The sequence below is a fragment of the Bacillus sp. FSL K6-3458 genome, from assembly GCF_038005045.1.
Lineage (GTDB): Bacteria > Bacillota > Bacilli > Bacillales > Bacillaceae > Bacillus > Bacillus altitudinis.
Genome location: NZ_JBBOSI010000001.1, coordinates 715,310 through 738,709, shown reverse-complemented (window position 1 = coordinate 738,709; position 23,400 = coordinate 715,310). Strand labels below are relative to the sequence as shown.

The following is a 23,400-nucleotide window of genomic DNA, read 5'->3' as shown; positions in this document are numbered from 1 at the left end:
TGCTTATAAAAGCATACTCTCTCGACCTCTATAATTCCTTTGTCATAAATAAACTGTTCGGATCTTCTTGGTATGAACCAAAAGGCGGACAATATTGAAATCCAAAGCTTTCATATAATTTTCTTGCCGGTTCAAAGAAAGCAATCGCACCTGTTTCAAGGCTCACTCTTTTATACCCCCGCCGCTTCGCCTCTTGGAGAAGGTGGGTCAACAGATGCTTCGCCACGCCTTTTCGCATATGGGCTGCTGCCGTTCTCATCGATTTGAGTTCACCATGTTCACTTGATAGCTCCTTGATGGCTCCGCAGCCAAGAAGCACCTCTCCATCCCTTGCACTCCATACTGTGACATCATGTTTTTTCAGATGGTCTAACGGAAGGGCATGAATGCTTTCTGGCGGTGAATGTTTTTTCATCTCTTCTAAATGAGCTTTAATCAATTGTTCAATTTGACCATCTTTTAGTTCATCTTGTTGAATGTACATATCGACCTCTCCTTTATGCTCATTTTATGTGAAAAGAAGCGCCTTCCCATCTTTTATGTCAGATAAACGAACAAACAACCGGCAGTCATCAGCCGGTTGTTTATGTGAACTACATGATGGTGGAAGAAAGAACAGCCTGTAATTCTTCTGCTGTACTGCTTTCAAGCTGGCTGCCGACACCTACTGCCACGGCTCCTGCTTCAAGCCACTTTGGCACATCGACTGGATGAATGCCTCCTGTTGGGATGAACTCAATCTCTGGAAACGGACCTTGCAAATTTTTCATATAGGACAAACCGAAGGAGCCGCTCGGAAAAAGCTTTAACACGCTGTATCCATTTGCTTTCGCCTGCATAATTTCACTCGGGGTCAAAACACCTGGCACGTAGAGTGTATCGTGAAAAGATAGGTGCTCTCCGATCATAGGAAGATATCCCGGGCTGACGATGAATTGAGAGCCTGCTTCAATGGCTGATTGTGCCTGCTCAAGCGTTGTAATCGTTCCGGCTCCGACAATCAAGTCTTGGTCATGCTGGAAAGATGCAATGATCCGCTCTGCATTGGGCGTGGTATATGTCACTTCGATGGCCCGCACCCCTTTTTTCTTTAAACGACCAATCATCTCTATCCCGTCTGCTTCACTACCTGCTCTGACCACCGCAATGAGTTTACAAGCTGCGAGCTTCTCTTTAACGCTCATACTTGCTGACTTTCCCATACCTCTCATCTCCCTTCATATCGTGTCGCCTTTGATATCGTTTGGCTTCTTTTATAAATGCCTGAAGCTCTTTCCGAGTCGGCAGGCCCTCGTGATCTCCTGGGGACATGACTGCAAGTGCTCCAATGGCATTGCCTCTTGCAACCGATTTTTCATATGATAATCCGTCCAGCAGACCGCTCATCACTCCCACTGCAAATCCATCACCAGCTCCGACTGTATCCACGACATGAGACACATGGAAACCATCCACTACACCTTGGCCGGATGCACTTTTGAAATAGGCTCCTTCCGCTCCCAGTTTAATGACCACAAGCTTGACACCTTTTTGTAAATAAACATCCGCAATCGCTTCCGGCTCATGACATCCTGTGAGTCTTTGACCTTCTGCAAGCCCTGGAAAAAACCAATCTACTTGAGCAGCCATCTGGTTCACCGTATGAATCATGTCTTCTTCCTCTTCCCATAGTTGAAGTCTAAGGTTCGGGTCAAAGGAAATGGTTTTTCCTGCTTCTTTCATTTCTTTAAGGGCATGAAAAGAAAACGCTCTCATTTCACTAGACACAGCAGGCGGGATTCCGGTCATATGAAGATGTCCTGCCTTCTGAAAATAAGTGGACGGGAAATCGCTTGGGTTCAATGTGCTCGCAGCAGAGCCTTTTCTGTAATACGTCACATCAGGGTCTCCATCGATGACTTTTGATTTAAGCAATATCCCTGTTTTGGCCCCATCATTTGAACGGAGCACTGCCTTCGTATCGACCCCTTCTTTTTGAAGCTCTTCTAAAATAAATGTACCAAGTGAGTCCGCCCCGACCTTGCTCATCCAGCCTACGCTAAAGCCTAATCTTGCCAAGCCGACCGCAACATTACTCTCTGCACCAGCAAGTGCTTTTTGAAACGTATGCACTTGGTTAAGCTCGCCAATTTCTTTTGCATAAAACATCGCCATTGATTCCCCAAATGTGATCACATCCAATGCTTTCACTCATTTCTCCCCTTTCTTGGTACCGGTTTCAAAACAGTTGAAAAAGAGAGAGCATGCACGTATGTATACTCTTCTCTGCCTAACGTTTATAAAGATTTTCTCACAATGATTTCTCCATCAAGTTGAATGGTCTGGGGTGCACTCTTATCCCCTTCAAGACGCGTCTTGATTTTTTGCATCGCCGCTTTCCCCATCTCATGAGATGGCTGCGCCACCGTAGTGATGCCTGGCCCGATCAGCTTATACCATTCTGTATCATCAAATCCGGCAATGCCTATCTCCTCAGGAATCTTTACCCCAAGATCGACAAGTTCACTGATGAGCTTCAGCATGAGTAATCCATTGCCTGCTAAAATCGCTTTTTTCTGATGGCTTGATTGTAAAAAACGACAAATCTCATCTCGCATTTGTTCCTTTTGCTTCAAATTGATTTCTGCAATCATAGGTGTCTTATGTTGACTCATCGCCGTCTGTTCATAGGCTTCTTTTCGTTCTTCACGTGGACTAATCCCATCGACCGGCTCAGTAAAGAAAGCGATATGTTCGTAGCCTTTTTCATACATTTGGTGAAGTAGACGAGCCGTGATGTCACGGTTATTCGTTGTGACGGTATCAACCTTGAGTTCAGGTAACTTACGGTCAACAAGAACAATCGGTACACCGTTTTGCTTAAAGTCTTGCAAAATGTCATTGTTTTGACCGGTCGTATTAATGATCAGCCCTTCAATATAATGCGCATTCAGCTTCAGAAGCATTTCTCGTTCTTTTTCTGGACGATTATCTGTGTTGCACACCATGATGCTGTATCCATATTCATCACAAATCTCTTCCACACCACGAAGTGTCGCAACAGAGAATGGATTCGTAATATCAGCCACAATAAAACCAATGACCTTGCTCTTTCTTACTTTCAATCCTTGGGCAAGCTGACTCGGACGGTAATGGAGCTCCTCAATGGCTTTTTTAATCTTTTTTACCTTTTCAGGAGAAATTTCATTTGTTCTGCCATTGATGTATCTGGATACCGTTGATTTTGAGACACCTGCATATGCTGCAACTTCGTTAATGGTGACTTTCGTTTGCTTTTTCTCTTTCATACAAAAAACTCCCAAGATTGATCTTCTCATTTGTTTCGAAACCGATTTCAAATAAACTTAAAAAAAGCATACCACAAGTTGAACTGTATCAGAAGATTTTTTTCATGAACATGAAGAAAAAAAGCTTTTATACAATTAAAGAAAGCGATTTCAAATTAACGGTTGACGCCGCTCTCTTTTTCCTCTAGAATTTTCCTTGAAACCGATACCAAATAAAACAATCATATGTTTCAGATGGAAAGGGAGGCTTATCTCAAATGGAAAATCGTTATGCTGTACATCCTGAGCAGGTCAAGCGTTTTACAACAGAGGAACTTCGTCGTCATTTTCATATTCCGACACTCTTTGTCAGTGGTGAATTGAAGCTATATTATTCGCATGAGGACCGTGTGGTGATTGGCGGTGTTATGCCGACATCAGAACCGATCAAGCTAGATGCCGGCGACTTTTTACGTACAGAATATTTCCTTGAAAGACGGGAAATTGGCATTGTGAATGTCGGCGGCCAAGGTACGGTTACAGTCGATGGTGAGTCATTTGTGCTGGAGCATAAAGATTTCTTATATATTGGACTTGGACACGAACATGTACAGTTTGCTAGTTCATCAGGTGAGCAGGCCAAATTTTATCTTGTGTCAGCCACAGCTCATAGAGCGTATCCGACACAAAAGGCTGCGATTGCTGAATTAACACCGAATCATTTAGGGGAAGCATCCGCCTCAAACGTACGGAATCTATATCAGGTCATTCATGCAGACGGCATCCAAAGCTGCCAGCTTATGATGGGCATCACTCAGCTTGAAACCAATAACACATGGAACACGATGCCTGCTCATATACATGACCGGCGGATGGAAGTGTACTTATATCTTGATATAGAGGAAGACGCACGTGTCTTTCATTTTATGGGGGAGCCATCTGAAACGAGACATCTCGTTGTGGCAAATGAAGAAGCCGTCATCTCACCTGCCTGGTCCATTCATTCAGGCTCAGGTACCGCAAATTATTCATTTATTTGGGCAATGGCGGGAGAAAACTATACGTTTAAAGATATGGACTTTGTCCCGATGGACCAGCTGAGGTAATGAAATGACGACGACATCATATGTAGCGTCCCTCTTTTCCCTCGAAGGCAAAACAGCTCTTGTCACAGGTCCTGGAACTGGTATTGGGCAAGGTATTGCCGTAGCGCTTGCCCGTTCAGGTGCAGATATCATCGGCACCTACCACCATACGCCGCTTGATGAAACAAAAGAACTTGTCGAACAGACCGGCAGATCATTTCATGCGATTCAAGTAGACTTTGCAGATCCTAAGTCCGCAAAGCGGGATGTTGATGCTCTTTTAAAACAGCATTCAATTGATATTTTGATCAATAATGCTGGGACCATTAAAAGAGAAGAGGCCGCTCAATATTCAGAGGAAAACTGGCATACTGTCATGGATGTGAATATCAACAGTCTCTTTTTCCTCACGCAAAAGGTCGGACAGCAGATGCTGAATAAAGGGCAAGGGAAAATTGTCAATATCGCTTCCCTTCTATCATTTCAAGGCGGTGTCTTTGTTCCCGCTTATACAGCAAGTAAGCATGCTGTCTCAGGTTTGACGAAAGCTTTTGCAAATGAATGGGCAAGTCAGCATATTCAGGTCAATGCGATCGCGCCTGGTTATATTGCAACCAATAACACGCAAGCCATTCGTGACGATGCGAACCGGAATGAAGAGATTCTGAAACGAATCCCCGCTGGACGCTGGGGACGGCCTGAAGATCTAGCAGGTGCCGCCGTCTTTCTCAGCTCCCCTGCCTCCGATTATATGAACGGTCATATTTTAGCCGTAGATGGCGGCTGGCTGGCGAGATAAACATGTGAAGGGAATTCCTATTTTAGGGGATTCTCTTTTTTCTATTTGCATAATTCTTCTCCTTCCGAGTCACTCTATAAAAAAAGACATGAGGGTGAGGTATTATGAAAAGTCGTATTGAACAAGATATAGAGTCCGTCATTCAGCGTGTCAAAAGCTTTGCCGGCAAAAGTGATGATATCGTGTTCCACTCTTTTTCATTTGGTCCTTCCGCTGTCTCTGCATGTCTCGTGTACGTTGAAGGACTCACAGAATTTGAGATGCTTTCCAAACAAATCATTTCACCTATGCAAAAGGAACTGACCATCACTGAGGTCGACCACACCACACTTTCTTCCCTTTCTAAAACGTTCTTTGGTATTCAAAATGATGTGCTGGAAGATATGAACCTTGCCATCGAGCAGTTATACAGCGGCAGGGCTATTTTATTTGTGGATAGGGCCACTCAAGCGCTTGCGCTCCATACGAATCTTTTTCAATTTAGAGAAGTAGAGGAGCCGCAATCAGAAGTCCTTGTAAGAGGACCCCGGATTGGATTTATTGAAAATCTTGAAAAAAACACGGCATTGCTTCGTGAACGGGCAAACGATCCGAATCTTGTCATTCAAAAGGTGAACATAGGTACTCGTAACAAGAAATCTGCTGCTCTTGTGTATGTTCGTGATATCGCAGACCCCAAACTAGTAGATGATGTCTTCTCTCGTATGAAGCAAATCAAAATGGATGATATTCCTGAGAGCGGCTACATAGAACAGCTGATTGAAGACAGTCATATCTCTATTTTCCCGCAGATTCAAAATACAGAACGTCCTGATCGGGTGATTGCCTCTGTGCTAGAAGGAAAGGTGTCTATTCTGCTCGACGGGACGCCCTTTGCCCTCATTATGCCGATGACTCTCACTGCCTTGATGCAATCACCGGAGGATTATTATCAAAGATGGACAAGTGCGACTCTTTTGCGTTTGCTCCGTTATATTGCCGTGCTTTTGACGATCTTTTTACCGGGACTCTATATCGCCCTTGTTTCCTATCATCCTGGTTTATTACCAACACGAATGGCACTTACCATCGCAGGTAGCCGGCAAAATGTGCCCTTTCCTCCTGTAGTGGAAGCCATTTTGATGTCGTTTACGATTGAACTGCTGCGGGAAGCTGGACTTCGTCTTCCTAGGGCGATCGGTCAGACGATTGGACTGATTGGCGGCGTCATTATTGGACAGGCGGCTGTCCAAGCCAATATCGTCAGTGCCTTAATGGTCATTATTGTGTCTCTGACGGCACTAGCCGATTTCACTGCTCCATCATATGATTTCAGCTTCCCCTTACGCATTCTGCGGTTTATGGCGATCTTCAGTTCAGCCATGTTTGGATTATACGGCCTCATCATGTGTTATTTATTTGTACTTTGTCACTTGATGCAGCTAAAGACCTTTGGTTTTGACTATTTCACACCTGTTTTGTCTTCACCGTTTTCAGATTTAAAAGATACGTACGTTCGTTTACCAATAGGGCTATTTAAATCAAGACCGAAAACAGCCAAGACAAAAAATCTCAAAAGACAAGGAGAGTAAACGATGTACAGAGCTGAGAAGCTATCATTGTTACAAGTCACCATTCTGTGCAGTTCTACAATGATAGGCGCTGGAATTTTAACCATTCCTCGCAGTTCTGCCAATTCAGGATTCCCTGATGGCTGGATCATTGTATTAATACAGGGAGTCATCTTTGCTTTCGTTGCTTTTTTGCTAGGTTGGATTGCGGAGAAGAATGCACCGGATACCATTTTTGAATCGAATACAAAAGGAGCCGGTGCCTTCTTTGGCACGATCTTTAACCTAATGCTGATCGGTTATTTACTAGCCATTGTTGGCTTTGAGGCGCGTGTACTAGGGGAAGTGGTTCAATTTTTCCTGCTGCAATCGACCCCGATGACCGTGATTGTGATGATTTTTTTACTAGTGGCCACCTATCATTTAAAAAGCGGAATTTTTCCGGTAGTGAAAATGGTGACATATATTTATCCGATGACCATGATCATTTACATTGGGCTCATGCTGTTTAGTTTGAAAATATTTGATTTTGATTACTTACGCCCAGTGATGGCGCACGGGTTTAAAGATTTTAGTAATTTGTTCTCTCAAACATTTATTCAATTTACAGGCTTTGAAGTCATTTTGTTTGTCGTACCGCTTATCTATAAAGACAAATGGTCAAAAGCGAAATGGGCCGCAGCGATCGGTGTAGGGATCACCACACTTATTTACTCCCTCACGCTCTTTATTGTGATTGGTTCCATGACGGTTGGAGAAACGAAATCACTCACCTGGCCCACTGTCTCACTCATTCAAGCGCTAGAACTAGAAGGGGTCTTCATTGAACGCTTTGATATTTTCTTACTGACGATCTGGACGTGCCAGCAGTTTATTTGTATGCTTGGCTTTTTCCAATTTGCTATTAAAGGCTGTCAAACGGTTTTTAAGACAACCAATTTAACGAGACTGCTATGGTTGCTGTTTTTGCTGACCTCAGCTCTCTCTCTTTTTCCGAGAAATATCAATGAAGTCTTTTACTACTCGACTTTACTCGGCTATGCATTATTCGCTGTGTTAGCGATTCCTTTTTTAACAGCTGTTCTGCTCATGATACGTAAAAAATGGGGAGGTCGATCTGCATGAAAGGACGGCGTTTATGGCTCACCTTTCTGTCTTGCTGTCTTTTGCTTTTATCGACAGGCTGCTGGGACTTAAAGGATATTGAAAAATTATCGTTTGTGCGCGGTGTTGGCATTGACGAGGAAGATGATAACGGAGTCAAACTCACCTATCAAAACCTTGTCCCTAAAATGGGCGGAACACAAGAAGCAGATTCCCCTGGCTATGTGAATGTCGTCTCAAAGGGGAAAAATGTACTGGAAGCAGTCAGCAATGTCGCTTTGAAGGACCCGCCGATTTACAGTGATCACCTCAAAATCTTTTTGTTTGGCAAAAATCAAGCCGAGCATCATGATATTCAAGGAACACTCAACCACTTTATACGAGATGATGAGGTTCGAAGAAGTAGCTACCTCTTAGTGTCACGCCATGAGGCATCAAAAGTCATCAATCAAAAATTAAAATCACAACAAAAGGTGCCAGTTGAGCATATTTTTGAAACATCAAAAAACCGGAGCTTTAACGGGAAGATTTTACTGCCAACACGTATTGGCCGAGCGTCCGATTACTTTCAGATGGGTACAAGCTTTCTTGTCCAAAGTGTGGATGTCGTAAACGGAGAACTCACCTATGATGGCGCAGGAATTATCCATGGGAAAACGCGAAAGCTGATAGGATTCATACCAGCAAAAGATGTCCAATCTTTAAACTGGGTCATGAATCGCATCTCAGGCGGAGTCGTACCCGCCACCTACAAAGGCTTTCCGATTACGTATGAAATCAAGAAAGCAAAATCAAAGATTGAACCCTATCTGAAGAACGGAAAGATTTCCTTTAAAATTAGTGTACAAACAAACGGGAAACTATCAGAAGATCAATATCCCCCTGAAAACTCATACGATGAGCAATACATCAAACGATTTGAGCGCATTTTTGAACGCAAAATCAAAGAACGCATTCAAAAAGCTGTCCACCACATGCAAAAAGAAGTTGGTGTTGACCCGATCCTTTTAAATCGGCAGGTGCGCATCAAGTATCCAGACTTTTGGGATCAGCACCGTAATGAATGGGATACACTATTTCAAGAAGTAGACATTGCATATGACGTCAAAGTTAGCATTTTGAACTTTGGTGCAGAAGGCGCAACGAAAAGCTTTAAATGGTAGCACAAAAGGCGGTCATCCGCCTTAGATGGTTGACAAAGGGCTAAAATGAACTTTGTTTTAGCCCTTTGTCTTCTTTTCAGGGTGATAGAAAACCTTTGCAGTCTAGGAAGGACGAGTACCGGAGCGGAGCGAATGAAGGATTCGCGAGCACCGGCGCGCAGGACTGACAAAGAATGCGAGGGTTTGCCTACACGCTGAGGCGGATTACCCGGAGGGGGAACCGCCTTTTTTACGTGCAACGATCAAAAGCTGATAGAGCGTCACTTGATCAGATAATGCTTTTGTTTGAAAGCCAAGTAACTCTCCTACTCTCGCCACTTCGTCAAAAAACAATTGAACGTTTTGATCAATTGGCACATTGATCGGCTGTTCAATCACGCGATGAAATAAATGGTCTGGAAAGAGCGCCCGCATTGTGTTTGGTGTGAAAAATCTTATATGTGTTCGATCTAAAATCCCCACATCTTGATACGTAAAATCACCTGCCAATAAAGGCAGCAGTACTTCCGCATGCATCATATTAGGTAAGCAGCAAATGATCACGCCACCTGGTTTTAAAGACGCATGCGCTTGAGCTATCAACTGCCATGGGTCTGACACATGCTCTAACACATCAGAAAAGATCACAGCATCAAAAAAAGCTTCTTTCTCTGACCAAGGATACGCCTCCGCTTTTGTCTCAATCACTTCTTTGTAATACGCCTTTGCCATCTCTGCTTTTAATGCATCCGCCTCTACTCCGTACATGTCAACGGACTGCCGGTTGATCAGTTCAAGTCCTGTCGCCCCAGCACCACAGCCAACATCCAGCACACATCCGGCATCCTCAGGGAGCAGTGTTGCAAAATATGGATGGGGCGTTATCAGATTTAAATCAATGCCCCATTTATCTAAAAAACGAAGCCTGTTTTCCGCAAACAACGTAGAGATGTTCGTTTCTTCATTGGCATTGAAGGTAGCATGACCGTGATGATGCACAAAAGAATCATGGACGATTTGCAGCTGGTATCCCTTCAGCAACGAACGCAGACAAAGGTCATCATCCTCAAATGATCCATATACAAATCGCTCATCAAATAACCCTACATCCTCGATCAGCTCTCTTTTGACCAGCAGACAAAAACCAACAAGTCTATGCACATATGTTCTTTGACCTTTTTTCGAAGCCGTATATGCCTTCGCAAAGGCAGGAAGCTCCTTCACATCTGTGTAAGATGGCTGAACGAGCTGAGGACCACTCACATAATTGGAGACAGGGCCTACCATGCCAATACGATCTGATGCAAAAAGGGCTTCTCTTAAAGGCAAAAGCCAGTTTTCGGTCACAATCGTGTCGTTATTTAAAAAAAGAAGACTATCTCCTGTTGCTTTTTTCGCTCCTTGGTTACAGCCCTTGGCAAAGCCTTGATTCTTCTCGTTGTCAATCAACACGACATCTTCCAGTTGTCTCACATATTCCTTTGTTCCGTCTGATGAAGCATTATCCACGATAATGAGTTCATATTCATCAGGCTGAGTATGCTTCTTGATACTGTCGATACATTTTTTCGTTAGGTGCAGTTCATTGTATGTCAGCATCACAATGCTCGTTTTTCCTTTCATCTCATTTCCACCTTTCGCCCGCCTGTTCCATATGTATGTCATAGGCAGCACGTTCAGAAGATGAGTGATTGTCCTTTCTTGATTAAACGTTTGTTTAACAAAGGAAGACCAGCTACCTCATGCAGCTGGTCTTTTTTCATACCGTTTCCCCTTCGTCATTCACGACGGCACGGTTTCTCTTTTTTAAATCTTCTTCAATCTCTTCAAGACTTTTCCCTTTCGTTTCTGTGACTAAATATTTCACAAATAAGAAGGCACCTATGCCGATGGCTGCATAAATAAGGAAAAGGTTACTGATGCCAATTGCACTTAACAAGGTTGGGAATGTGAGCGAGATGATCAAATTCCCTGTATGCAGCAGGAAGGTCGATACCCCCGTACCAATTCCCCGGACATGTACCGGGAACAACTCCGGCAGCATCACCCATACGACCGGGCCCCAGCTGACAGCAAAAATGACGATGAAAAGTCCTAAACATATAATCGTTGTCCACCCTGCAGCTGTTGATCCCTCGAAAAAACGATTGACCACTGCTAGAACAATCAAACTAAGAACCATCCCTACATTTCCAAATAGGAGTAACGCTTTCCGCCCGACACGATCAATGATTTTAATCGCAACAAACGTCATGACAACATTGACTGCACCGATTCCTACAGTTCCTAAAATGGCTGCTGAATCGCCAAAGCCGACACTTGTGAATGTTTTTGGTGCATAATAAATGATCGTATTTGTCCCAATAAACTGCTGTAAAAAAGCTAAGCCGACACCAGCAATTAAAGCGGGGCGCACCCATGGCTCGAGTAATTCCTTAAGACCGCCTTTTTCTTCACTTTCTGCTTTTTGAATATCCGCAATTTCGTCTTCAACTTCTTGCTTACTTTGTCTAAGTTTTGACAATATTTCTTTCGCCCGGTCCGCCTGTCCTTGGACAAACAGCCAGCGAGGACTTTCTGGCATAAACAAAATACCACATAACAAGAGAACAGAAGGAACAACGGCAATTCCAAGCATCAGACGCCATGCCTCTGCATCTGCTAAAACGTAGTTCACAATATAGGCAAGAAGAATACCAAATGTGATCATGAGTTGGTTTAATGAGGAAAGTGCCCCTCTTGATTCCTTTGGCGCAAGTTCAGATAAATATAATGGAACAATCGTCGTCGAGCATCCGACAGCAAGTCCTAGCACGATTCGGAATAAGACCATGACCTCCGTATTCGGTGCAAGGGCTGTTCCAAATCCGCCGATAATAAATAAAATGGCTGCGGCGATTATCGCTTTTTTCCGTCCGAATTGATCTGTCAGTTTTCCAGAAAGAGAAGACCCGAGCATCGCCCCAATTAAGATCGAGCTGACCACAAGTCCCTCTGTAAATGCATTTAAACCTAAATCCTCTTTCATAAATAAGATAGCGCCAGAAATGACACCTGTATCGTAACCATATAAGGCGCCGCCAAGTGCGCCGAAGAAATAAAGCCACCCATTCCGATTTTTCATGATCATAACCCCTCTTTTATCTATGTAATGACTAGATGTTTCTCTATGAAAAATCATTTTCCTCACTTCCTGTCATTTCAAACATTTCGATGTTTTATGACAAATATATTTCATTTGCGTATCATTGAAACTTTTTTAGATAAGGAAACGTCAATTAAGCGTTAGTGAAAAAAATGTCGCACTATATCCCGTTTTAAGGTATATTTGTTTTAGTTTGTAAGCAGGAAGAAGGACATCTTTACTATAAAATCATAGCGAGGGTTTAAATATATGGATCAAACAAGAAGTAAACGCAAAGGCAAAAAGCGTTTAAAACCATGGGTGAAAGTCACTCTTTTTATTTTTGGTATTCTTTTACTGACAACCGCTTCTGTCACCGGCTATGCCTACTATAAAGTGACATCGGCTGCGAAAAAAGCACAAGTCTCTCTAGACCGCGGTGCACAATCTGTCAAACGGATTGAAGCATTTGATCCTGGGAAAGACAGCTTTTCTGTCTTGCTGCTTGGCATTGACAGCAGACCAGGCGAAACCGTCAAACAAGCACGAAGCGATGCAATGGTATTAGCGACAGTAAATCGTACGAATAAAACCGTGAAATTATTAAGTATTCCAAGGGACTCATATGTTAATATTCCAGGTCATGGTTATGACAAAATCACACATGCACACGCATTTGGTGATGCAGACCTCACGGTGAGTACAGTTGAGAATTTACTAGATATCCCTGTCGACTTTGTGATTGAAAGTAATTTCAAAGCATTTAAGGAAATTGTGAACGAATTAAACGGTGTTTCCGTTAACATTAAAGATGAATATGTTGTGAAACAGATTCTTAAAGATACAAAGGGCAAAGTTCAGCTGCAAACAGGTACTCACACACTAGATGGTAATCAAGCTCTCGCTTATGTGAGAACAAGAAAAGCAGACAGTGATCTCATGCGCGGACAGCGTCAAATGGAAGTTTTAAAAGCCATTTTCGATAAATCAAAATCAGTAACGTCCATTCCGTCTTATGACAATATCATAGATACTCTAGGTGATAACGTCTCAACTAACCTGTCAATGAAAGAACTAGTCGGTCTTTTCCCACTACTCACTTCATTGAAATCTGTTGATACGATTCAACTAAAAGGATCTGATTACCAGCCAAATGGCGTTTATTATTACCAATTGGATCAAAACCAACTGAACGAAGTCAAAACGGAATTGAAGAAACAGCTTGAATTATCATAAAAACAGAAAGCGTCCTTTTGGGCGCTTTTTATGTGTTGAAAAAGGTTTTTGCGCTTTTTCTTCTTTTAAGCGTGATAGAAAACCTTTGCAGTCTAGGAAGGACGAGCACCGGAGCAGAGCGAATTTGACATTCGTGAGCACCGGAGCGCAGGACTGACAAAGAATGCGAGGGTTTGTCTACACGCTAAAAGCGTCCTTTTGGGCGCTTTTTCTTATATCCTTGATCAATTGACCATTTTTGTTTAGCCTTAAAGAGAGGAATCCACAATCCGACTCTTTCATGAGAATGAAGGAAATCGTACATACTTTGAAGAGGCTATTGCATGAATGAAGGAGGATATAACAGCAATGAAAAAAATGATTGCGATTGATTTAGACGGTACACTCTTAAATACGAAAAGTGAAATATCCGCTCAAAACCGGCAAGCATTGATTCGTGCGAAGGAAGCTGGATATATTGTGACCATTTGTACAGGGCGCGCGACTTTTGATGTAAAAGAGCTTCTTGGGGATTTGGACATTCCCATTATTGCGGCAAACGGAGGAACTGTCCATACAGAAGGATACAAGCTCTTCAGCAGAATCACCCTTGATCAAGAAGCTGGAAGACGTGCTGCAAAGGAATTAGTGGAACGGAACATTTATTTCGAAGTCTATACAGACGATGCCCTCCTTTCTCCATTTGATGGAAAAGAAAAGCTCAAAGCTGAATTTGATATGATCAAAAGCGCCAATCCTCATGAGGATGTAGCTGATTTATGGGAAGGGGCGATGACTCAATTTAAACAGTTTGGTATCAAACCTGTCGATGACATCCGTCAAATTTTTGAGTCGAATGAACCAACTTATAAATTACTATGCTTCTCCTTTGATATGAATAAGCTGCAAGAAGCACGAGATCTTCTTTCTAAGATGCCTGAACTCTCCTTGACCTCATCTGGAGAACATATCATTGAGGTACTGCCAAAAGAGTCAGGCAAAGGACATGCCCTCAAGAAACTTGCAGCCCGTTATGGCGTAGACCCATCCGATATTTATGCGATCGGTGACAGCCCCAATGATCTATCCATGTTCGATGAAGCAGGACACAGGATAGCGATGGGGAATGCGGTGGATGTCATTAAAGAAAAAAGCACCTATATCACAAAAGGCAACCATGAAGATGGCGTCGCCTATTTTATTGATCTGCTTTTGCAGAATCAATTTCAAGAAAAAAAGACGCTTGTCTGATCAGCGCCTAGTGAGAAGTCGAGAAGTCCGATCCGAGCATTGATCGGGCTTTTTCTTTATTTTTTGATTCTAACGGCCGTCTCATATTTATCCTTCCAATACGTACTTGTTTTCATATTGGTAATGACAACGCCATTTGAAACCGTCACATGAATGACTTGATTTGAACCAGCATAAATGGCTGGCATCAACGAAGTCCCTTTAAAAAAGACAAGATCTCCTGGCTTTAGTTCCGATCGTTTCACAGGTGTGCCTGCTTTAACTTGTCCCGGCGCATAGCGAGGCATCTCAATTCCAAGCACTTCTTGATAGATATACTGCGTGAATCCTGCTGTATCAAAGCCTTGCTTTGGGCTCGCACCACCTTTTACATAGGGTACTTCTCCAATATACGTAGCGGCTTTTGATACGACTGGGTCTTCTTTCGCTAGTTTCAGCTCAGTTAATCGTTTCGCACCTGTCCATTTCTCACGCCAATACGATTCAGACAAATAAGAAATCGTCACACTTTCCGAACGGCTCGCATGAATAAAGCGGTCTCCTCCGATGTACATTCCTACATGTGAAATTCCTTTTTTATACGTGTTGCTAAAAAAAACAAAGTCTCCAGGGCGAATATCGTCTCGTGCTACTTTCTCTCCAACCATCCATTGCTGCTCAGCACTTCTTGGCAAATAAATCCCAAGTGATTTTTCAAATAAATATTGTAAAAAACCTGAACAATCGAATCCTACTTTTGGATCTGATGCCCCGAATACATAAGGGATTCCTAAATATTTCATCGCATCTTTCACCAGTTGATCATCCGACATCTCTTGGGAGACAGGCAGCCGTTTGACCGCATAGAACCGATCGGTCCAATATTTACTTTTGCTGACATCTGTTTTCACCACCCCTTGACTGAGTGTGATGTGGATCACTTGATCATTTCCAGCGTACAAAGCAACATGTGTCGGGATGTCTTTTGTTTCTTCAAGACTGCGAAAATAGACAAGGTCTCCGGGCTTCGCTTTTCCCCATGATACGTTTTCACCGATTTGGTATTGATCGATCACCTTTCGCGGCAAATCAAATGCACCTGTTGTTTTGTATACATATTGTATAAAGCCAGAAGCATCAAAGCCCGTTTTCGGATCGATTCCTCCTTTATGATAAGGCGTACCTATCAGCGTTTCCGCTTGTTTTAAAGGAGGTGTTGTTTGAGCAGACACCTCTGTTTGAGACATAAACATGAGTCCTACAATGGCACATCCTCCAAGCAGTATTCCTTTCCATTTCATCCTCTCTTCCTCCTTTCTTTTATAGTTTCGACATGACCCCTTTCATTTTACACCTTTTTCCGTCAAAAAAGAGCACGCCTCGCGTGCTCTTTTCATCATCATTTCTTTATTTACTCGCTTCCGCTTTTGACTGCTTTTGCTGTTCAATTTTCTGCATTTCAACCGAGATCTTTTGCTTCTCATGATCCGTGAGGCTGTCACTAAATTTAAAAGCAGACATAAAGACAAAGACTAAAATTAACGCAACAAACGGCCAGCTTGCTTTAAGGAATTTCATTTTTTATCCTTCCCCTCGTTTTCTTTTAATGTTTGAACTTTATCAGAATGATCGACTTCAAAGAAAATATGTCCGTCTTTTTCTTTCCAATCCGCATTCGTGCCATTTGTCAGCATACGGATAATCGATTTTGATTCAAGAGATCCTGCTTTGACTGGAGCAGGTGTCGCTTCTTTGATGTACATTGGAACCACTTCAAATGTCGCTTTTCCATCTTCATTCAGATGATACTGAACAATGGCAGAATCACGTGTTCTTGACCAGCCTTGGTCAAAAATAAAGTTCCCCAAGCTATAGAAAATCGCTGTTCCGTTATAGACTTCCATCGGCTCAAGAACGTGCGGGTGTGCACCGATAATGATATCAGCACCAGCCTTTGACATCGCTCTTGCCAGCTCTCTTTGTCTGTCGTTTACTTCATTGTTATATTCCTGTCCCCAGTGCGCATGAACAACAACGATATCTGCCTTTTCAGCAGCTTGTGAAATCATCGGAATAAAGATAGATGGATCAGCTGGCAGAATACCTGCCTTTCGATTTGTTGCTTTAAAATCTTTTCCATATACATCTGTAAAACCAAGGGTAGCGATTTTAACGCCATTCACTTCTTTGTATGAAATGTTCTGCTTCGCATCTTTGACGTTGCGCCCTGCCCCTGTATAATCCATGTCAGCTTTTTCAAAGGCATCAATCGTGTTATTTAAGCCTTTTTCACCGTAGTCTGCTGCATGGTTATTCGCAAAGTTTAGTACAGAGAAATTCAAATCCTTTAACGCTTGTACAGAATCTTCATCTGTTTTCAAATGAATATTCTTTTGTGCTGCCTGTTCCTTATCTGAAGCCACTGGATGCTCAAAATTCCCAGTTACATAATCTGATACATCAAAATACGGCTTCGCATAGCGGAACAGGTGCTGCTTTCCATAGCGGTCTGTTACTTTCTCTACATTTCTTCCAAACATAATATCTCCGACAAACGAAGCGGTCAGGATGTTTTCTGGATTCTTTTCTACAGTTGGTACTTGTGCTTTCCCGATAAATGTAAATAGAAATGTACAAGCAATGACAATCGGTAAAGCAATCAGTACGTGTTTATTCGTCTTTTTCTTTTGGTTCTTTGTGATTTTCAGCAGCTTTTCCTGAAAGCTCAATTTTTTATTCATCATTGGACACACCTTATCTTAAAATAGATAGTAAACATACATGATGGCAAATGTTGCACCACTTAGAAGTAATGTGCTTCCAAGGGTAATCGTAAGACCTTGCTTTTGAATCGTATTCGCAATCAATCCAGGCACGATGATTCCGATTCCGCGGAATTCTGCTATTTCAAACGGAACCACTGGATAGAAGAAATCAAATATGAGCTTTAAGGCAATTCCTGTAATCAGCATCGCCGCAAACTTTCTGCGTCCGTACAAAATCATAAATTTCGATAGACCAAAACGAACGATCACATATGTCAGCAAGCTGACAGATAAAACAACTAAAATGAAGACTGGCTGGTTAAAGACGAGCGCCAGATAACCTGGAACAACCAACCCAGCTGGTACGATTCCTGTTTTTTCTGCAAAGATTAAACTGAGTAGAACACCTAAAATTAACGAGATATAAAGATCTGATCCGAACATTTTCTATATTTCCTCCTAGCTGACAAGCTGCTTAATTTTGTATTCTTGAATTTTTTCGATTAAAGGTTCAGCGGCGCCGTGAATATTGCCGACTCCATAAACCACTCGATTATGAAGCTTTTTCTCAAGCATGTTCATAATTTGTTCTGTAGATTGATATTCAAGGTTGTGTAAGTGGTCAGCCGGAATTTTTCCATCCTCAAATGCTTTCACAATTGGATCTGTCGTTTCACCAATTAAGACAAGATCACTTGCTTCAATATAAGGAAGTACATCCTCCGCAAACTGGATCGTTCTATCTACGCGATCCGCACGACAGTTCATGATAATAATCGGTTCATCTGTTGGATACCCAATTTCCTTCACACGCTTCCAAATGTTCAATGTAGATGCTGCGTCATTAGCCGCAAATCCATTTACAAAATGTCCAGGTGTTTTTGCGTCCATTAATGGAAGAATTCTCATCGCTCCTGGATCAGGCGGCGCATTTAACATGCCTCTGAATGCCGTATCTTCATCAATTCCCAATGCTTGTGCGACACCAAGTGCAAGTGAAGCATTATCCGGGAACACCATGTACTCAAATTTCCGTAAATACTCATCGGTAATCTTGGAATTATCTGCAACAATCACTTCAGTATTGCGTTTTTTCGCAATCTCTTTAAAGAAATCTGTATATTCACTATCCGTAATAACCAAGTGCCCATTGTAAGGAATTGTCGCTGTAAAGGCTTCAGCTATTTCATCAAGAGTTGGCCCCATCACATCCATATGATCTTCAAGAACGTTTACGATCACGCCAATATTCGCTTGAAGCAGCTCTTCCTGAAAGATAATTTGGTAATCTGGATTCACCGCCATACATTCACTGACGATGGCATTTGCTCCTCTTTCAACGGTTTCTCTCATAACTTCTTTCTGCTCTCCGATATTTGGTCCTTGCGGTTTCCTTTTAATCGGTTTTTCTTCTGGCGTATCCCAATAAATCATTCTTGCATCCGTTCCTGTTGTTTTGCCGACAGTTTTATAACCTGCCTCCATTAAGATACCGGTTGTCAATCTTGTAACGGTAGACTTTCCGCGTATACCATTAATATTGACGCGTACCGGCAGGGCATCGATATTTTTCTGATGACGCTTCTTTTCAATAAAGCCAATCCCTAACATGATGACACAGGCTATAACGATTAACCACATCGCTTATCTACATCTCCTTTTTTTATGAGTGTGATATGTAAATTCAATCAACAGTATATAGGTTCAGCATAAAATCACAATCGGTATTATGTAACATAATCTTTCACTTCCTCGTATGCCAAATTCCTCTAATCAGAAGGCGTATTAGCCTATCTCACGCTCAAATGAAAAGGCCAAAAGACGGACAAAATGACGACTGAATTTCTGCTTCAAACAAGAGAAAGCGTTACCATCAAACAGTGAAAAATCTTTTGTCCTTTTCTCCCTAAATTTTTCGACAATTATTAAGATGTATTTTGAATCAATGTTTTAAAGCCCTCTCATCTCTACGAAATCAGTCATATCAGTGCTTTAAATGAATAGTACGTGTTTTAGAATATTTTATATTTTTAAATGAACAGGTTAGAAAGTCATCCTCATTGGTCAGAACGCTATGTGTTGACCTATGACAAAGGTCACCTCTCAAAAAATCAAGTCATCTGCTTATTTTCAGGTCACAAAAAATTGGGATAAGATGTCAAAGATTAATCATTTTGTTATAGCCTCTTTTTACGATATTCACTCCTTATGACCTAAACAATGAAACATTATTCATTTCTTTTTATCAAGATTCATCATTTCTTAACATTTTTAATGTGATTTTAGTTGAAAGTTGTCGGTGCGTGTCATGCTTTCCCCAAAGATGACGCATAAAATCATCTTCTCGGCTTACACTATGGTTAAAAAATCTGTGAGAGGAGGCTAAAGATGCCAAACACGAATGAGCAAACACGCTTACACTTTTTATCAGGCGGTTTTGAGGAAAAGATTCGGATTCTGAAAAAAGCATTTCAGCAAAGCGCTGATTTTGAATACCGGGAATTAATGGTGAATGAAACGAAATCAGTGCTGTTTTATATTAAAACAAGAGTTGAAGAAAGCAAATTAAACGACTTCATTATCGGCAACTTGCTCGGTCCTCCTGGAGAGCAGAATTATACAAAATCACTTAGTACACTCGAAACAGGTGACTTGACGCTGATTGTCGACAGCATTATTGCCGGAAGTATTGCCTTCCTTGATGAAAAATCCGCACAGATCAAAATATTTGCTGTTGGGCAGCCGCCGCTGCGTTCCATTTCTGAACCTTCTTCTGAAAGTATTATTGCAGGCGCACATGATGGGTTTGTTGAGAGTTTAGATACCAATTTATATTTGCTGCGTTCACACTTAAATGATCGAAAACTTGCAATCCAGTATCATAAGGTCGGTACAAAATCTGAAACAAAGGTTGCGACGGTTTATATTTCTGATATTGCCAATCAAGAAAAGATAGATGAGGTTAACAGACGAATTTCTTCTATTAAAGTAGACACGCTGCTTAGCCCAGGTTCTATTGTAGAGGCGATTGAGGATGATTCGTATTCCATCTTCCCGCAGCTTATTGACACAGAACGACCTGACAAAGTGAGATCTGCCATTCTTGAAGGAAGAATTGTTGTGCTGATGGATGGCAGTCCAATGGCTATCATTCTGCCTATTACGTTCTTTAGCTTCTTTCAATCACCAGATGACTACAATAGTCGCTGGATTCCAGCTACGTTTATTCGTATTCTTCGTTATATTGCCTGTATCATCGCTGTGATTTTGCCTTCTTTTTATATTGCAGTCATCGGCTTTCATTATGAGGTAGTCCCGGATGAATTAGCGATTACGATGAAAAATTCCATTATCGGCATTCCTTTTCCACCTTTAATAGAAGCAATGCTGATGGAGATTACGATTGAGCTCATACGCGAAGCTGGGGTGCGTCTGCCAAAGCCAATTGGACAGACCATTGGGATCGTAGGCGGTTTGGTCATTGGAGATGCGGTAGTAAAAGCTGGGCTCATTTCGAATGTTCTTATCGTTGTGGTCGCCGTGACCGCTGTTGCTTCCTTTGTTCTTCCTTCGTTTGAAATGACGTCTACCATCAGGATGCTGCGTTTTCCCCTCATGTTCATGGCATCGATGTTTGGGTTTATTGGCATTTCATTCGGCCTGTCGATCGCCCTGATGAATTTATGCCGCCTTGAATCACTAGGTGTCCCGTATTTATCTCCAGTAGCTCCATTTAACTGGCAGGACTTAAAAGACACTGTGATTCGGTTACCGATGTGGATGTATAAAAAGCGCCCTGTTTACTTAAATCCAAAAAAGAAAGAGCAAATTGAAAATTTGAGAGGATGGAAAAATCAAGATGAAAAATAAAATATCTCCATCTCAAGCTGTCTTTTTTATCATTCAATCTCAAATTGGTGTCGGTATTTTAGCTCTGCCTCATTTGCTTATGAAAGATATGGGGCATGATGGATGGATGGCTATCATATTGGCCTGTTTTTTTATCCAAATCATCAATACCATTTTTATATATATCATTCACAAATATCCTGAGACATCATTTTTCGAAGCATTAATTCAGGTTTTTGGAAAATGGTTTGGGCGAATCTTAGTAGCTCTTTATACAGTTTATTTCGCCTCAGTCTGTATTGTCGTTCTATCTATTTTCACGAGAATTCTTGGCATTTGGGTGCTCCCACTCACACCAAATTGGGTCATAAATCTATTACTGATGATCTCCATCATTTACATTGCAAAGGAGCAGATTACAGCCATCGTCAGGTTTAACTTCATTCTAACGCCCTTTTTGCTTATGCTGTCTCTCTTAATGCTCTATTCATTAAAAGGAACCAATATCGACTATCTCATGCCTTTTTTTCAAGTGGACATTTCTCAAGTTTCACTCGGATTGAAGGATGTTGTACTATCTATGAATGGATTTGAGATGATTCTGATCATCTCTCCACTGATGAAAGGCACCATTAAAGCGCGATACAAGGTCATGACCATTGCCAATATATGCACGACACTTTACTACCTATTTATCACAGTGATTTGTTTTATGTTCTTCAGCCCGATTGAGCTCAATATCATTCCAAATCCTGTTCTTTATCTGTTAAAAACCATTTCGTTCGGTGTGATTGAACGGACAGATTTAATTTTTCTTAGTTTCTGGGTATTTGTCATTTTAGCCACACTCAGTAACTATCTCTACTTCTGTGCAAATGGCGTAGCAAGTATTCTCAAGAAAAAAGACCACAAAAAATACGTCTTTTATTTTGCCATTTTGATTTATGCGGCTAGCTGTTACCTTGCAACCGATAATTTTAGAATTCAGCGTTTTAATGATTTTACCACCATCGCTCAATATTCATTTATTTACACACTCCCTATCTTTATGGCCATTATCATCTTTATCAAACATCGCAAAGGGAAGGTGAAATCACATGCGTCATAAGTACATACTGACGTTGCTCATGTGTGTTTCTCTCATATTCATGCCTGGCTGCTGGGATCAAAATTTATTAAAGAACATCTCTCTTGTGTTAACCTCCGCTGTTGATCAAGGAGAGGATGACAATGCGAAATACTCAATCACTTATCGAAAAGTGCAGCAGTCTCAAAGTATGGAGCAAGGAAATACTGGCAGCTTTTTAACCACTCTTCTCACAACGGAAGCACCTACTTTAAGAAAAGCAAGAACCAACTTCAGCCGGATAGTGGATCAAAAAATAGACATGTCGAAAATGCGCGTGATGCTGATCGGTGATGAATTTGCCCAAAATCGTCTTCTGCCCTACTTAGATATGTTTTATCGTGATCCGAAAAGCCCCCTCCTCGCAAATCTTGCCGTTGTTCAAGGGGGGACCTGTGAAGAAGTGATTAACTCGCTGCTGAAGGAAAAACTCATCGTGAGTGACTATTTAAATAACTTGATCACAACCGCATCACGCTCCTCCCAAGTAGCACCTAAAAACATTCAAAGTATTCGATCTAAAATGCTTCAAACTGGAGAGGACTTCACACTGCCTTTAATCTATTTTGATCAATCGAAGAAATTAATCAGTGTAAAAGGGGTTGCTCTATTTGATAATGAGAAGAAGAAAGGCGAGTTGTACGGTCAAGATGCGATCTTGCTCACCGTCATGGACGGAAAAATGGGCAAGTATGCCAACTTCACAAAAAAAGTGAGAAGCGACATGAAGTCAAAAGAAAACAATTACATTACGATTCAAGTCACTGATGTAAAGAGAGACATCGAGATTCTAAATCCTGATCATCGAAACTTAACATACTCACTCAAATTTGAATTCGCAACTTCTGTCCTTGAGTACCCAAAAGATAATCTAGATACAGACAAAAAAATTGAAATGCTTAACAAAAAACTTTCAACCATCTTGACAAAAGAAGCAGAAAAAATTGTTGCTACATTACAAGAAGCAAATTCTGACGTCTTAAGCCTCGGCAGAAAATACAGAGTCAGACATTATGATGAGTATATGAAAATGAATTGGGTCACCGATTATCCAAAAGTGAAAATCATTCCAAAAATCAAAGTGAACATTACTCAAACAGGCATTATTAGTTAAGAAAAGGAAGACGTCCTCTTTCTTTTCTTTT

The 23,400-nt window shown here is 41.6% G+C and carries 21 protein-coding genes; 10 read left to right on the top strand and 11 right to left on the bottom strand.

Going from position 1 to position 23,400, the window contains the following annotated elements:
• Positions 1-28: 28 nt before the first annotated feature.
• The 4 genes from MHH23_RS03850 to MHH23_RS03835 all read right to left on the bottom strand — a co-directional run bounded on the left by MHH23_RS03850 (position 29) and on the right by MHH23_RS03835 (position 3,287).
• Entirely contained in the window at positions 29-484 is a 456-nt protein-coding gene (locus MHH23_RS03850; RefSeq protein WP_024719272.1) for a GNAT family N-acetyltransferase, read from the bottom strand.
• Between the two features lie 109 nt (positions 485-593).
• The gene (locus MHH23_RS03845) at positions 594-1,202 is read right to left on the bottom strand and encodes a bifunctional 4-hydroxy-2-oxoglutarate aldolase/2-dehydro-3-deoxy-phosphogluconate aldolase (protein ID WP_251210512.1); all 609 of its coding nucleotides are present in this window, start codon (positions 1,200-1,202) and stop codon (positions 594-596) included.
• Positions 1,174-2,190 (bottom strand): sugar kinase, encoded by a 1,017-nt coding sequence (locus MHH23_RS03840; RefSeq protein WP_340958924.1) that lies wholly within the window; start codon positions 2,188-2,190, stop codon positions 1,174-1,176. The genes MHH23_RS03845 and MHH23_RS03840 overlap by 29 nt, the downstream gene beginning before the upstream one ends.
• Positions 2,191-2,276: 86 nt before the next feature.
• Positions 2,277-3,287 (bottom strand): LacI family DNA-binding transcriptional regulator, encoded by a 1,011-nt coding sequence (locus MHH23_RS03835; protein WP_058337009.1) that lies wholly within the window; start codon positions 3,285-3,287, stop codon positions 2,277-2,279.
• A gap of 257 nt (positions 3,288-3,544) precedes the next feature.
• Here MHH23_RS03835 and kduI point away from each other — a divergent pair, with 257 nt between their 5' ends.
• From kduI to MHH23_RS03810, 5 genes are all read left to right on the top strand, one after another.
• Positions 3,545-4,372 carry a 5-dehydro-4-deoxy-D-glucuronate isomerase gene (gene kduI / locus MHH23_RS03830; RefSeq protein ID WP_017368169.1) on the top strand — a complete coding sequence of 276 codons (828 nt, stop codon included), beginning with the start codon at positions 3,545-3,547 and terminating at the stop codon, positions 4,370-4,372.
• Positions 4,373-4,376: 4 nt separating this feature from the next.
• Positions 4,377-5,150 carry a 2-dehydro-3-deoxy-D-gluconate 5-dehydrogenase KduD gene (gene kduD / locus MHH23_RS03825; protein ID WP_335352064.1) on the top strand — a complete coding sequence of 258 codons (774 nt, stop codon included), beginning with the start codon at positions 4,377-4,379 and terminating at the stop codon, positions 5,148-5,150.
• Positions 5,151-5,254: 104 nt separating this feature from the next.
• Positions 5,255-6,721, top strand: coding sequence for a spore germination protein (locus tag MHH23_RS03820; RefSeq protein WP_035702242.1), 1,467 nt, complete (start codon positions 5,255-5,257; stop codon positions 6,719-6,721).
• Positions 6,722-6,724: 3 nt separating this feature from the next.
• Positions 6,725-7,825: a GerAB/ArcD/ProY family transporter gene (locus MHH23_RS03815; RefSeq protein ID WP_024719278.1), complete on the top strand. Its 1,101-nt coding sequence runs from the start codon at positions 6,725-6,727 to the stop codon at positions 7,823-7,825.
• A complete protein-coding gene (locus MHH23_RS03810; RefSeq protein ID WP_060832709.1) occupies positions 7,822-8,967 on the top strand; it encodes a Ger(x)C family spore germination protein in 1,146 nt (381 codons plus the stop codon). Before MHH23_RS03815 ends, MHH23_RS03810 begins: the two co-directional genes overlap by 4 nt.
• Positions 8,968-9,171: 204 nt before the next feature.
• Here MHH23_RS03810 and MHH23_RS03805 read toward each other — a convergent pair whose 3' ends face one another.
• Both MHH23_RS03805 and MHH23_RS03800 read right to left on the bottom strand, forming a co-directional pair.
• Positions 9,172-10,569 (bottom strand): bifunctional glycosyltransferase family 2 protein/class I SAM-dependent methyltransferase, encoded by a 1,398-nt coding sequence (locus MHH23_RS03805; RefSeq protein ID WP_340958923.1) that lies wholly within the window; start codon positions 10,567-10,569, stop codon positions 9,172-9,174.
• A gap of 136 nt (positions 10,570-10,705) precedes the next feature.
• Positions 10,706-12,070 carry a sugar porter family MFS transporter gene (locus tag MHH23_RS03800; protein WP_089374136.1) on the bottom strand — a complete coding sequence of 455 codons (1,365 nt, stop codon included), beginning with the start codon at positions 12,068-12,070 and terminating at the stop codon, positions 10,706-10,708.
• 270 nt (positions 12,071-12,340) lie between these two features.
• Between MHH23_RS03800 and MHH23_RS03795 the strand changes: the two genes are divergently transcribed.
• The gene (locus tag MHH23_RS03795; protein ID WP_017360001.1) at positions 12,341-13,306 is read left to right on the top strand and encodes an LCP family protein; all 966 of its coding nucleotides are present in this window, start codon (positions 12,341-12,343) and stop codon (positions 13,304-13,306) included.
• A 348-nt stretch (positions 13,307-13,654) separates the two neighbouring features.
• Entirely contained in the window at positions 13,655-14,536 is an 882-nt protein-coding gene (locus tag MHH23_RS03790; protein ID WP_340958921.1) for a Cof-type HAD-IIB family hydrolase, read from the top strand.
• Between the two features lie 56 nt (positions 14,537-14,592).
• Here the strand turns inward: MHH23_RS03790 and MHH23_RS03785 are convergent, their stop codons facing one another.
• The 5 genes from MHH23_RS03785 to pgsB form a co-directional block, all read right to left on the bottom strand.
• Positions 14,593-15,816 carry a C40 family peptidase gene (locus MHH23_RS03785; protein ID WP_268430481.1) on the bottom strand — a complete coding sequence of 408 codons (1,224 nt, stop codon included), beginning with the start codon at positions 15,814-15,816 and terminating at the stop codon, positions 14,593-14,595.
• A gap of 106 nt (positions 15,817-15,922) precedes the next feature.
• Positions 15,923-16,093, bottom strand: a complete 171-nt coding sequence (locus MHH23_RS03780; protein ID WP_008343253.1) for a hypothetical protein — start codon at positions 16,091-16,093, stop codon at positions 15,923-15,925.
• Positions 16,090-17,256, bottom strand: a complete 1,167-nt coding sequence (locus MHH23_RS03775) for a CapA family protein (RefSeq protein WP_024718710.1) — start codon at positions 17,254-17,256, stop codon at positions 16,090-16,092. The genes MHH23_RS03780 and MHH23_RS03775 overlap by 4 nt, the downstream gene beginning before the upstream one ends.
• 18 nt (positions 17,257-17,274) lie before the next feature.
• A complete protein-coding gene (gene pgsC, locus MHH23_RS03770; RefSeq protein ID WP_007497520.1) occupies positions 17,275-17,724 on the bottom strand; it encodes a poly-gamma-glutamate biosynthesis protein PgsC in 450 nt (149 codons plus the stop codon).
• A gap of 15 nt (positions 17,725-17,739) precedes the next feature.
• Positions 17,740-18,921 (bottom strand): poly-gamma-glutamate synthase PgsB, encoded by a 1,182-nt coding sequence (gene pgsB / locus MHH23_RS03765; RefSeq protein WP_007497522.1) that lies wholly within the window; start codon positions 18,919-18,921, stop codon positions 17,740-17,742.
• 747 nt (positions 18,922-19,668) lie between these two features.
• Between pgsB and MHH23_RS03760 the strand changes: the two genes are divergently transcribed.
• From MHH23_RS03760 to MHH23_RS03750, 3 genes are read left to right on the top strand one after another with little or no spacing between them, the layout of a single operon-like run.
• A complete protein-coding gene (locus MHH23_RS03760) occupies positions 19,669-21,150 on the top strand; it encodes a spore germination protein (RefSeq protein WP_096881951.1) in 1,482 nt (493 codons plus the stop codon).
• Complete coding sequence (locus MHH23_RS03755) at positions 21,140-22,237, top strand: GerAB/ArcD/ProY family transporter (protein WP_041091439.1); 1,098 nt, start codon at positions 21,140-21,142, stop codon at positions 22,235-22,237. Before MHH23_RS03760 ends, MHH23_RS03755 begins: the two co-directional genes overlap by 11 nt.
• Positions 22,227-23,369, top strand: coding sequence for a Ger(x)C family spore germination protein (locus tag MHH23_RS03750; protein ID WP_203143776.1), 1,143 nt, complete (start codon positions 22,227-22,229; stop codon positions 23,367-23,369). Before MHH23_RS03755 ends, MHH23_RS03750 begins: the two co-directional genes overlap by 11 nt.
• The last annotated feature ends 31 nt before the right edge of the window (positions 23,370-23,400 follow it).